Genomic DNA, 12,754 nt, shown 5'->3' with positions numbered 1-12,754 from the left:
TTTATAAAGAATAGCCCTTAAGGGTACTGGGAACTTATCGCCTACTCTTACTCAAGGACAAAAGCTGTCTTAGTCCTTTCCTAGCTTGCTCGTCAGCGGTTAGTGTTAAGGAATTGATTAGTATCTCCCATTTATCTAATGCAATACCTGTAGTATTTGACACCTCACGAGCTATCGTTGGTCCTTGCTGGTCTAAAAAGTCTGATAATATCTTTAGCTTACTATTTATTATGTTTTGCAATCCCATGTGTTGTTCTGGAACGTACAGCACAGATCTGACCAGCGGCGTGCCGTGCATTATCCACCAAGCTAGGCAGAGGTTTTCTGTGTATTCGTATTCTTTGGTAGTTTCCAGAGCTTCTTTGCCTATGAGTATCCTTGCTAGTTCTACAGATTCTAAGGTTGTTGAGTCCTGCTCGTATCTGTTTTGTATACCGTAGTATTCCTTCATCAGATGATCTACTAGATGTTCGTAGAGAGTGTTATAAAAATCAGGGGATATTTGGTAATAGTCGATCTCGTCAAGTCTCTTTGCACTTACGGCCAGGATATCTGGCGCTTGAGCATCCGTACAGAACATCATGACTCTCATGTTGTCAATATTCTCTTTCTCCAGGGCGAAAGGGGCAATGAGCGCTACTGTAGCTTGGCCTGATTTTATTGCTTCAATTGCTTGCAAATCATCTTTTACCGCTAAGGAACGCATATCATTGGTCAACCAGCCGGACTCAAGCAACCAAAGCAGAGGCATATGAATATGGTCTGATTTAAGTGCTATAGTGATTTCAGTTGTCACCATGAATTTCCTTCCATTCGGTTACAGTTAGCGGTGGTAAATGCTCCTGCGCTCTCTGCTGCTGTACTTTACTCCATTGTTCGAATTGGCTTAGGGGAACTGCTGGTTCCCTTGCTTCAAGAAAGCCAGGACTAGAAGCCCAGTTGAAGTACTCTATGATGTTCCATATTGAGACAGATGCAACGACAAAGGTGGCTATTACTATTGCTACACTTCTAGCCCTATTGTTTTTAAAAACTGCGATTATTTTGTCTAGAGCTAATCCAACGAAAAAGTATATAGAAGGGATCATGCCTATACCCCGTGCCGCATCTGGAGTATTGATAGATAGCACTTGGGTGAAGAACCACGGCACGAGTAACGCTACCCACCAGAGAGTTGAATTTCGGAGACAGAAAAGGGACAGTATCATACCAAGAGCAAATAGTAAAGCTGTTGCTGGGTCCAGTAGGGGCTTACCAAATGGAGAATATCTGAGTCTTGTATCTTTCAGAGGTTGCTCAGGGGGACTATATGCAGGACCTCCCATAACAGACCCATCAAAGAAGAACCTTGCATTGCGTTGGACCTGATAAAGCAGAATACTCCCAACACCATAGTGACCAAAATACCCATCATCAGCTGCGTTGAGCACACTTACCCTTTCAGCTCTTATATTGAATCTGGCAGGATCTGCCGCTATCGAGGGAAGCTGAGGAATAAACAATGCAATAGCAGTAACTACAAGCAGTCCATAGCCAGCAACGATCTTGGCTACTTGCCTTCTATGAAGAACAATGGCTATCGGAGCGTAGGCTATAAGAGATAGTAGGATTGCTCTGCCAGAGAAATAAGAATATAGGCCCAAGGATGTGACGAAACCCGTTAGAATCCACCATTTCCATTGTTTCTTTTCTAAGGCTTTGTGGAAAAGGAGCAATGCCAGGGAGGTAAGTAGAACTACATTGACGTTTTCCCATCCAGAGCGGGAGAAGTTAAGATACCAGATGCTAAAGCTCATTAGTGTAAGCGCTAGTATGGCTGCTAATGGATGAATGTATCTCTTGTATAGAAAGTAAGTGGTAGGTAGCGCTAGCACGCTAAAGAGGGCGCTTGGCAGCCTTAAACCAAAGAGGTCATTCTTGGTGATATAGACAAATATCGAGGCAACCCACATGGAGAAGGCTGGAGATGGCTTCCAATCTAAACCAAACGGTCCAGGTCCGCTGTGGGCTAAGATAGTGTATATAACCCCGAGATTGTCCGCCTCATCGGCCATCAAGTTAGCTGGGAATGATCCTAACCGGTAGAGCCTAACTACAAGGGATATTGAGCAGATAGCTACCAAGACTATGAGATAAATATGCTCTGCCCTTGCGATTCTACTGGAATTAGTGGTGTACGCCTTTGGGTCTTGATTGGTAACTCTTGCTGTCATCTCAATAAGTATAGCAACAGAGGCGGCACTTGCAGATGACAGCTTTGCAGAGACTTGCTGGATCAGTTGATTGCTTATAGCACTAGACTGCTGTCTAGATCTTTGCAACTCTGTTCGTATAGCTATCGACTTTGCAGATAAAAAACTGTGCAGGTAATTGTTGGGTTATCTTTCTGGTAGTTAAATGCTAAGTTTAAATCCCATGAGGCTGATATAGCTTTTGGTGAATGTGAATAATGAGGTTTAAGTCAATACGATAAGTTAGTTCCATCCTACATTTACGGGTATATTATGCGAACTCTATGGAGTAGCAGAAGTAGGCTAAGGAACGATGAGGTGAGTGCTCCTTTGAATCATCCGCCAGAGATAAAGCTTGTGTTAGTGTAATATTTCCCTGCCTAAGCGGGTAGTATCGGGATATTTCTGGGTGAGCCGCCAGGGACTCGAACCCTGAACCCACTGATTAAAAGTCAGTTGCTCTGCCAGTTGAGCTAGCGGCCCAAAAAGAGTATAACAGAAAAAAGAGCATTTGATCATCCCATAGGTAGTATTCTTGTGTGCTTAGTTAGTGATATTTTTCACAAATCCTGTTGTGGAGCTTGCATCCGATGGTATTTGGGTCTTATAATGCGGCAGAGCTTCTTGAGAGCTTCGAAAGCCTTTATAAACCTTCGGGACCTGGGGTTCTCTTTGTAAGGTCATATGAGAGGGGCCTTTCGGTAGGTAAACCAACCTAGTTTTGATACAAACAAATCTATTCTGGAAAGAGAGCGAATATGGCACAGGTATTTCATCGCAGCGCTAATGCCTTTGCACGAGCTAGTATCTTCGGTGTAGTGTTTGCTCTTGCTGTCATCGCGGGTGTTGCATATGTAATGGTCAGGTCTAATTATGCTACCCGCATTGACTTTACTCCAGCTCAACCGGTGCCTTTTAGCCACGCCCACCACGTAGGTGGAGATGGGATAGACTGCAGATACTGTCATACCTCCGTGGAAACTTCCTCTTTTGCTGGTATTCCCCCTACTAAAACCTGTATGAACTGCCACTCTCAAATATGGACCAACAGTCCTCTCTTAGCACCGGTGAGAGAAAGCTACGAGACCGGCAAGCCTATCGAATGGAAGAGGGTATATGATCTTCCCGAATTTGTCTATTTCAACCATAGTATCCACATAGCTAAGGGTATAGGTTGCTCCACCTGTCATGGTCGCGTAGATAAAATGCAGTTAACCTATAAGGCTACCCCGCTAAATATGGGTTGGTGCTTGGATTGTCATGCTAACCCTGCTAAGTATGTTAGGCCTAAGAGCGAAGTGTTCAATATGGAGTGGACTCCACCGGCTAACCAGCTTGAGCTGGGGCATGAGCTGGTGAAGAGGTATGGTATCCAAAGCAAGACTAGCTGTTCTGTCTGTCACCGATAAGAAATAGTTGTTTGGGAAGGTTGGTATGGATCTAGAAACTCTTAAGTCTAAGCTTGGTGATTCTAGAGGCAAGCAGTTCTGGCGTAGCCTAGATGAACTGGCTGACTCTGAAGAATTCAAGCAGTATCTTTACAGGGAGTTTCCTGAGAGAGCATCCGAGTGGCTTAGCTCCATGAGCAGGAGGGACTTTCTAAAGCTCATGGGAGCATCCTTGGCACTGGCCGGCATAAGTGCTTGTGGTCCTCGTCCAGCAGAAAAGATTGTTCCCTACGTTGTTCAGCCTGAGAACGTAGTCCCAGGTAAGCCGCTTTTCTATGCCACATCTATGCCACTGGCATCCAGTGTGATAGGGTTGCTTGTTGAAACTCATGAGGGTAGGCCAACAAAGATAGAAGGAAACCCTGACCATCCTGCAAGCTTGGGTGCTACAGACCATTTTGCTCAGGCATCTATCTTGAACCTATATGATCCTGACAGAGCGAAGACGATCACATATGGCAACAACATAGCTTCTTGGGGAAATTTTGTAGGACAAATTACCCAGGTGATGGATGGTATTAGGAACCGTAATGGTGCCGGTCTAGCTATCATGACTGGTATGGTCACCTCCCCAACTCTAGCTAATCAGATAGAATCACTTTTGAGGGATATTCCGCAGGCAAGATGGTACGTTCATGAACCTGCAGATACCCATAATGCTATAGAAGGTGCACGGGTTGCCTTCGGTCAGGCTCTTCAGCCAGTTTATGATTTCACTAAGGCCGATGTCATAGTAGCTTTGGATTCAGATTTCCTCATGGATCTTCCTGGTAGCGTCCGTTATTCTCATGACTTTGCACAGAAGAGGAGAGTTAGTGGTGAATCTGGTGATATGAATCGCCTGTATGCGATTGAGAGCACCTTCTCTGTTACTGGTGCTAAGGCCGATCATAGGTTGCCAGTTCGCCCCAGCAGGATACCTCAGATCGCCCAAGCTATAGCTTCCAGGCTGGGGCTGAACGTTGAGGGGAGCCTGGAAGGAGAAGAGTCTCGTTGGGTTGAGGCTATAGCCGCAGATCTGCAGGCTCATAGGGGAAGTAGTCTGGTTATAGTTGGTCCATATCAGCCTCCAGAGATGCATGCCTTAGCTTACGCAATAAACCAGAATCTCGGTAATGTAGGGCAGACAGTAAGATTTATCCAGCCCACGGTGTTCCTGCCCGAGCAGGTAAGAACTGTATCGGATCTGGTAAATGATATTAGAGCTGGCAATGTATCTCTGCTGGTGATGCTTGGGGGGAATCCTGTTTACACTACTCCTCCCTCACTAGGCTTTGCTGATGTCTTGCGTCAAGTGGACCTATCGGTATATGTAGGTCTACACAATGATGAGACCGCTGTGTTAAGCGACTGGATGATTCCAGAGGCGCACTATCTAGAATCCTGGAGTGATGCCTTAGCTTTTGATGGCACAGCTTCGATTATTCAGCCTATGATAGATCCCCTCTATGGTGGGAAGACTTATCATGAAGTTATAGCTCTTCTGGCAGGTAACGGCAGTGCTACACCTTATGATTTGGTAAGGCAGTATTGGCAGGACCAGCCACAGATGCGTCAGTCTTTTGAGGAGACATGGAGGCGATCTGTGCATGATGGCTTGGTTCGTGGCACATCCAGGGATGCTCAACAGGTGAGCTTGAGGTCAGGTTGGGAGCAGTCTATAGCCTCTTTGAACCAAGAATCTGCTCAAGGTATGGAGTTAGTATTCCGCCCAGATCCGAATATTTATGATGGACGATTTGCGAACAATGGATGGCTGCAGGAGCTACCTAAGCCTCTCATAAAACTTACTTGGGATAATGCAGCTCTGATTAGTCCCAACACAGCGAAACAGTTGGGTATAAAGAGTGAGGATGTCCTTGAGTTAACTCTAGATGGCAGAAAGCTTGAGATAGCTGCCTTGGTTACACCTGGACATCCAGATGACACTATAACTGTCTATCTAGGTTATGGCAGAACCCATGCTGGCAATGTAGGTAATGGCTATGGGTTTAATGCTTATACTTTGAGATCATCCGAATCGCAATGGTATGCATCCGGCCTCCAGGTGCGGAAGACAGGTGGCAGGTATCTTCTAGCAATAACCCAGGGGCATTTCAGTATAGAAGGCAGAAACATAATGCGCACTGCCACCCTAGAAGAATTTAGGCGTAATCCCCACTTTGTGGAGGAGTACGAGGAAGAGCATGGTACTCCTCCTTCATTCTACCCAGATTACGTTTATAACAGCTATAAGTGGGGCATGGCCATAGATATGAATGCCTGTATAGGATGTAATGCCTGTGTTGTGGCCTGCCAGTCAGAGAACAATATAGCTGTTGTAGGTAAGAAGAACGTTCGCAACTCACGCGAGATGCACTGGCTGCGAATAGATACCTACTACTCTGGTGATTCTTCTAATCCTCATACTTACTATCAACCGATGATGTGTCAGCATTGCGAGCGGGCTCCATGTGAGTATGTGTGTCCCGTAGCAGCTACAACTCACAGTCCTGAAGGTATCAATGAGATGACCTATAACAGGTGCGTTGGTACTAGGTACTGTGCTAACAACTGTGCATGGAAGGTTAGGAGATTCAACTTCCTGCAGTACATCAACAAGAACGTTCCTAGCTTGAAGTTGATGTACAATCCAGATGTAACGGTCCGTGAGCGCGGTGTGATGGAGAAATGCACTTTCTGCGTGCAGAGAGTTAACGCAGCTAGGATCAACGCGGAGATACAGAATCGGAAGATTGGTCCGGATGAGGTTCTTACTGCTTGCCAAGCAGCTTGTCCTACTAATGCTATAGTGTTTGGTGATCTAAATCAGGATAGTCAGGCTGCAAGAATGCAGAAGGATCCAAGGGCATATAAGGTGTTAGGAGAGCTAAACACGAATCCTAGAATCAGTTACCTAGCACCTTTGAGGAATCCAAACCCGCAGTTGGAACAGGAGTAAGCCATGGCGGATCAAGCAACTCAAAACCAATATGTGGTAACCCCTCCCAAAGAACCTCTCGTATCGCCAAAGCACAATCTTACTAGCGTCACAGAGAGGATAAGCTCTATAGTATTTACCCGTACCCCTAAGGGATGGATAGTTGGTTTTACGTTTTTCTTTGCAATGACTATGATACTTCTTGTTTCAGTAACTTGGCTATTCATTAAGGGTGTAGGTATCTGGGGAATAAACACTACTGTAGGTTGGGGTTTTGCGATCATAAACTTCGTTTGGTGGATCGGAATCGGTCACGCTGGAACTCTTATATCGGCCATTCTATTGCTGCTGTATCAAGAGTGGCGAAATGCCATAAACCGCTTAGCTGAGGCTATGACGCTGTTTGCGGTTGTTCAGGCGGGTATGTTCCCGATACTTCACCTTGGTCGTCCATGGCTGTTCTATTGGCTGTTCCCCTATCCTAACACTATGGGTATGTGGCCTCAGTTCCGCAGCGCTCTCATGTGGGACGTGTTCGCGGTGTCTACTTACGGTACGGTATCTTTGATCTTCTGGTATACAGGTCTCATTCCAGATCTTGCCACTATGCGGGATAGGGCTAAACATAGGATATCTAAAGTTCTATATGGGATATTTGCTCTTGGTTGGCGAGGGTCTGCAAGACACTGGAACAACTATCAGAAAGCCTATCTATTGCTAGCAGGTCTATCCACCCCGTTGGTCGTTTCAGTACACAGCGTAGTCAGCTTGGACTTCGCCCAATCGCTGTTGCCAGGGTGGCACACAACTATATTCCCGCCCTACTTTGTGGCTGGTGCTATCTTTGCTGGTTTTGCCATGGTGCTGACCATAGCCATTCCTCTGCGCAGCTTCTACCATCTTGAGGATGTGATTACCATGCGTCACATAGACGCCATGGCCAAGTTCACTTTGCTGACTGGATTAGTTGTTAACTACGGCTATCTATGTGAGGCTTTCACGGCCTGGTACTCGGGAGAGACCTACGAGCAATTCTTCATATACAACAGAATAGTCGGTCCATATTGGTGGGCATTTGCTTCGTTGATGCTTTGTAACGTGCTTGCTCCTCAGGCGCTTTGGTTCCGTAAGGTACGTTATAACTTGCCAGCCTTATTTGTGGTGATGATGTTCGTCAATATAGGAATGTGGCTGGAGAGGTTCGTGATAGTGGTTACGAGCTTGCACAGAGATTTCTTGCCTTCCTCATGGGCAATGTATGCCGGTACAGTTTGGGACTGGCTGACGTTTATTGGAACTATAGGTTTCTTCATGACACTGATGTTCCTCTTTATTAGAGTGCTACCTGCTATACCTATGTCCGAGGTTAAGGAGCTCATAGCTGAAGAGAAAGAGCCTACGGAGATGACTGCATGAGTACGATCATAAGTGGTCCCATATACGGCATAATGGCGGAATTTGAAGATGAACACAGCTTGCTGCATGCAGCTAGGGAGGCTTATAAGGAAGGCTATAGAAATATGGATGCCTATAGCCCAATTCCTGTACAAGGTTTACCGGAAGCTATAGGCGCTCCTAAGAGCAAGGTGCCTTTGATAGTCCTTATATTTGGCCTAACTGGAGCAGTTACTGGGTGGTTGCTTCAGTATTGGGTAACAGTTATTGCTTATCCATTGAATATAGCTGGAAAGCCTTTGGTCAGCTGGCCGATGTGGGTACCCATCATATTCGAGCTGATGATACTGTTTGGTGCCCTTTCTGCTTTTTTTGGCATGCTGGCACTCAACAGATTGCCGGAACCTTACCATCCAGTATTCAACGTCCCTGGCTTCGAGCGTGCTTCTCAAGATAGATTCTTTCTTTGCATTGAGGCTAGAGACCCTAAGTTTGATAGGTTTTACACTAGGGAATTCTTGAAAAGTCTAGGTGCTGTAGAGGTTTCAGATGTTGCTCCATAGGATGTTGCTAGATAAACATAGGTTTGTTCTGTTATTAGTATTGTTGATCAGCAGCACATTAGTTGCTTGTGCTGGTAACATGCGCGAGCAGCCTCATATATATCCTTACGAGGAAAGTGATTTCTTCCCTGATAAGCTATCAGCCCGACAGCCGCCAGCGCATACTATAGCTAGAGGGCAACTGGATGATGATCCCATACTCTATGGGCCCATAGGAACGCCAACTCCCGGTCAAGGCAGTACTTCAGCGAGTCAGGATGTTTATCCTTTCGCTATTACGAAGGAGGTCCTAGAAAGGGGGCAGGAAAGATTTAACATCTACTGTTCTCCTTGTCACGGACGTGCCGGGGATGGTAATGGTATGATCGTGAAGCGAGGGTACAAGCACCCGCCTTCGTTCTATGAACAGAGACTTATAAACGCTCCCGCTTCACACTTCTTTGATGTTATCACCAACGGGTTTGGCGCTATGCCTGATTACAAGGCTCAGGTATCTCCACAAGACAGGTGGGCGATAATCGCTTATATAAGGGCGCTTCAGCTAAGTCATAATGCTACTATCCAAGATGTACCTGCAGATAAGAGGGGAGAGCTTGAGAAGTGAGTCATCATGAAGTTGTTCCTGTGATCGAGACTCCAATACCAGCGCCCTCTGGAATAAAGAGGGCACAGATGATATCGCTAGTTGTTGGTCTGGTTGGGATAGTCTTAGCGCTGCTAGGTCTTGCTTTCGACTCGGACCAGTTCTTCAGATCCTATTTGTTTGCTTATACCTACTGGACCCTTATTGCCTTGGGTTGTCTTGCTTTACTGATGATTCAATACATGACTCAGGGTGTATGGGGCGCTTCTATTCGCAGGTTCCTGGAGGCTGGAGCTAGCACTATCCCTGTGATGGGAATTTTATTCTTGCCATTGCTATACGTGGTGCTTACACATAATGGTGTTGTTTGGCCTTGGGTAGATCCCCATGTAATGGAAGAAAATCATATGCTTCAGTCTAAGGAGCTGTACTTGAACGTACCATTCTTTGTAATAAGAATGGTTATATACTTCGTGATCTGGTCTTTGCTAGCAATATTTCTCAACCGATGGTCGTCAGAGTTAGATCGCAATCCATCTCTAGCGGTCTCTCGTAAGCTTGTCCGAATTAGTGCTCTTGGATTAGTACTGTTTGCCCTTACTACCTTCTTTGCAAGCATAGATCTAGTGATGTCTCTTGATCCTGAGTGGTTTTCTTCCATATTTGGAGCAATATTTGGAATAAGTGGGGTGCTTGGGGCTTTCTCATTGGTGATAATCACGGTCTCAATTTTGACTTCCAGAGGGCCTTTATCCAACGTGATGACACCTGCTCATTTTCACGACTTTGGTAAGCTTCTCCATGCTTTCGTGATCTTGTGGGCATACCTCTCATTTGCTCAGTTTCTTATTATCTGGTCTGCCAACCTTCCATTTGAGGTCGTGTGGTACCAACATAGGATGACTGGAGGATGGCAGTGGGTGGCGTTGATAGTTGCTCTATCAATGTTCTTTATCCCCTTCTTGCTCTTGCTATCTGTGCCTCTGAAGAGGAGTCCCAGGACTCTATCATTGTTGGCTGCCTTCCTCTTTGTTGCGCAGTTTGTTCATGTGATTTGGATAACTATACCTTCTATAGCTCCTAACGAGGGGCATTTCCGCATTCACTGGCTGGACTTTATTCTGTGGCTTGCTATTGGAGGGGTATGGCTGGCACTGTACTTCTGGAGACTGTCTGCTAGATCCTTAATCCCTCTATATGTAGTACCTGTAACACATCCAAGGTGGCATCCGGAGTTGGAGCAAAATGTCGCACAATAGAGATGAAAACCAGATCAATAATTTCAATCTAGATGAGATACCTGAGCCCGAGCATGAAGACAGAGATGTAAATGTTAGGGGTATAATTATAGCTGGTTTGGCCATTGCCTTTGGGGTTTTTGTAGTATTCGTTGTATCCGCGTTCCTTCTCAACTGGCTAACAAGTAGGGGTCAGCAAGTAACTCAAGTTCCTCAGGTTAGCCCTGTCCCTACGCTTCAACCTGCAAACCCTCCTCTACAAGTCAACGAACCTGCTGATCTAAAGGCTCTTAGAGAAGAAGAGGATCAAAAACTCAACACTTACAGGTGGATTGATAGAAGTAAAGGAATAGTACAGATACCCATAGATAGAGCTATGGAGATAATAGCCAATGAAAACCTACGTCATGAGCAAGGTAAGACTTATAATGATGTAGGAAAAGATGCACCTGTAGATTGGCGTTCTGGGAGACCTGTTGAGGCGCAAAGATGAAAGCTCTATGCCGTCTGATGGCTATAGTCTTGGTTTCATTGGTATTGGCGAGTCATGATACGGCTTTGGCTGATGATTCAAGCCAGTGGTCTGGTGCTAGCCCACCACCTTCGTTATTAGATAAAGTGGGTGTAGACCAGAGAATGGGAAATGCAGTCCCGCTAAACCTAACATTCAAAGATGAAAATGGCAAGACTGTACGCTTGGGTGATTATTTCAATAAGGGTAAGCCAGTTGCGTTAACTTTGAACTACTTTGATTGTCCGATGTTGTGCCCATTGGTTTTAGATAGTCTTGCCAACACCATAAAGAATATGGATTTCACGGTTGGAAAGCAGTATGAAATTGTTACCGTCGCTATCGACCCTAGGGAAGGGCCTGCTGATGCTGCCAAGGCAAAAGCTAAGTACTTAGCAAAATATAATCGACCGGAAGCAGCTGCTGGTTGGCACTTTCTAACTGGTACTGAGAGTAATATAAGACGTTTAGCGGACGCCGTAGGGGTGAGGTATGCATATGATGCAAAACTTGATCAATATGCACACCCTGCAGTATTGATAGTACTGACCCCTCAGGGTAAGATCTCTAGGTACTTTATGGGCTTGCCTTCATCTCCTACTGACCTTAAACTGGGATTGATTGAGGCATCAGGTAATAAGATTGGGTCCATTGTAGATCAGGCAGTTCTTTTCTGCTATCACTATAATCCGGTCACTGGTAAGTATGATTTCGTTGTAATGAATCTTATAAGGGCGGGTTTTGTGCTCACAGTTTTGATTCTTGGCAGTTTTGTGTTTTACTGGTGGAGGAAGGAGCACCAGCGAAACAACGGTGAGAAGTCAATGAGAGGAGTGGTCTGAGATATGCGAGGAGCCTCCAACTTTGCGGGGCAGGTAGATCTGCTTTTTTGGTTTATAACTATTCTTGCCGCAATTATCGCTGTCGGTGTCTTCATACTGATAGTCGTATTTGCGGTTAGATACCGAAGGAGATATGCTGGGTATGTTCCTCCAGCAATCGAGGGAAATAACAGACTAGAGATAGCTTGGATTGTTATTCCTACGATTATAGCGCTTGCAACTTTTGCTTGGGCTGCGGTTGTTTATGTGCATATGTATAATCCGCCTCAAGATGCCACGACTATATATGTAGTAGGTCGACAGTGGATGTGGAAGGCTCAACAACCAACTGGTCAATGGGAGAACAATGAGCTGCATGTACCAGTAGGTAAACCGGTAAAGTTGGTGATGACCTCTCAGGATGTAATACATGACTTCTTCATACCTGCATTTAGGGTTAAGCAGGACGTAATTCCAGGTAGATACACAACTATGTGGTTTACTGCTGAGAAGCCTGGTGTTTATGATCTATTCTGCGCCGAGTACTGTGGTACTAGTCATTCTGAGATGATTGGTAAGGTCTATGCTATGTCCCCTCAAGATTACGAGGCTTGGCTTTCTGGAGGAACGACCTCTGCTAGCACCTCTGGTGGGGCTATGGGGGGGTCCCAAGCTTCTTCTCAATCTGCTGGTCAACAGCTTTACCAGTCTCTAGGGTGTGCAAGCTGCCATGGCCAGAATGGCGAGGGCAACATTGGACCTAGACTGGCTGGTTTATATGGAAGCCAAGTACAGCTTTCGAATGGCCAGACAGTTACAGCTGATGATGCTTATATAAGGGAATCCATATTAAACCCTCAAGCTAAGATCGTCAAAGGCTATCAGCCGATAATGCCTACTTTCCAAGGGCAGGTAACGGAGCAAGATATACTGCAGCTTATACAGTTCATAAAGTCTTTAGGTAGCTCACAGGGTGCGGCTCAGGGTCAGGGTAGTACCACTCCGGCTGCGAGCCCTACACCTGCTGTGCAATCAGGGCAGTAG

11 protein-coding genes and 1 tRNA gene are annotated in these 12,754 nt (G+C 45.7%); 9 read left to right on the top strand and 3 right to left on the bottom strand.

Annotated elements, in window-relative coordinates; translation table 11 throughout:
* Positions 1-34 precede the first annotated feature (34 nt).
* From N2245_RS02435 to N2245_RS02425, 3 genes are all read right to left on the bottom strand, one after another.
* Complete coding sequence (locus N2245_RS02435; protein WP_494535137.1) at positions 35-799, bottom strand: hypothetical protein; 765 nt, start codon at positions 797-799, stop codon at positions 35-37.
* On the bottom strand, positions 786-2,321 hold the full coding sequence (locus N2245_RS02430) for a glycosyltransferase family 39 protein (RefSeq protein WP_494535136.1): 1,536 nt from the start codon (positions 2,319-2,321) through the stop codon (positions 786-788). Before N2245_RS02430 ends, N2245_RS02435 begins: the two co-directional genes overlap by 14 nt.
* Before the next feature lie 320 nt (positions 2,322-2,641).
* Positions 2,642-2,714, bottom strand: a tRNA-Lys gene (locus N2245_RS02425).
* Positions 2,715-2,989: 275 nt separating this feature from the next.
* Here N2245_RS02425 and N2245_RS02420 point away from each other — a divergent pair.
* The 9 genes from N2245_RS02420 to coxB are packed head-to-tail and all read left to right on the top strand — an operon-like array spanning position 2,990 to position 12,754.
* Positions 2,990-3,640 carry a cytochrome c3 family protein gene (locus N2245_RS02420; protein ID WP_494535135.1) on the top strand — a complete coding sequence of 217 codons (651 nt, stop codon included), beginning with the start codon at positions 2,990-2,992 and terminating at the stop codon, positions 3,638-3,640.
* Between the two features lie 25 nt (positions 3,641-3,665).
* Complete coding sequence (locus tag N2245_RS02415; RefSeq protein WP_494535134.1) at positions 3,666-6,620, top strand: TAT-variant-translocated molybdopterin oxidoreductase; 2,955 nt, start codon at positions 3,666-3,668, stop codon at positions 6,618-6,620.
* Positions 6,621-6,623: 3 nt separating this feature from the next.
* Positions 6,624-8,015, top strand: coding sequence for an NrfD/PsrC family molybdoenzyme membrane anchor subunit (nrfD, locus tag N2245_RS02410; protein ID WP_494535133.1), 1,392 nt, complete (start codon positions 6,624-6,626; stop codon positions 8,013-8,015).
* A complete protein-coding gene (locus N2245_RS02405) occupies positions 8,012-8,557 on the top strand; it encodes a DUF3341 domain-containing protein (protein ID WP_494535132.1) in 546 nt (181 codons plus the stop codon). The genes nrfD and N2245_RS02405 overlap by 4 nt, the downstream gene beginning before the upstream one ends.
* On the top strand, positions 8,544-9,161 hold the full coding sequence (locus N2245_RS02400; RefSeq protein ID WP_494535131.1) for a c-type cytochrome: 618 nt from the start codon (positions 8,544-8,546) through the stop codon (positions 9,159-9,161). Before N2245_RS02405 ends, N2245_RS02400 begins: the two co-directional genes overlap by 14 nt.
* Positions 9,158-10,399 (top strand): hypothetical protein, encoded by a 1,242-nt coding sequence (locus tag N2245_RS02395; protein WP_494535130.1) that lies wholly within the window; start codon positions 9,158-9,160, stop codon positions 10,397-10,399. The genes N2245_RS02400 and N2245_RS02395 overlap by 4 nt, the downstream gene beginning before the upstream one ends.
* Complete coding sequence (locus N2245_RS02390) at positions 10,386-10,871, top strand: hypothetical protein (protein ID WP_494535129.1); 486 nt, start codon at positions 10,386-10,388, stop codon at positions 10,869-10,871. Before N2245_RS02395 ends, N2245_RS02390 begins: the two co-directional genes overlap by 14 nt.
* Complete coding sequence (locus N2245_RS02385; RefSeq protein WP_494535128.1) at positions 10,868-11,731, top strand: SCO family protein; 864 nt, start codon at positions 10,868-10,870, stop codon at positions 11,729-11,731. Before N2245_RS02390 ends, N2245_RS02385 begins: the two co-directional genes overlap by 4 nt.
* A gap of 3 nt (positions 11,732-11,734) precedes the next feature.
* On the top strand, positions 11,735-12,754 hold the full coding sequence (gene coxB / locus N2245_RS02380) for a cytochrome c oxidase subunit II (RefSeq protein WP_494535127.1): 1,020 nt from the start codon (positions 11,735-11,737) through the stop codon (positions 12,752-12,754).

This window comes from Thermobaculum sp. T2p, from assembly GCF_059335935.1.
The sequence above is the reverse complement of the archived record's forward strand: the minus strand, read 5'-3'. Positions and strand labels throughout refer to the sequence as shown.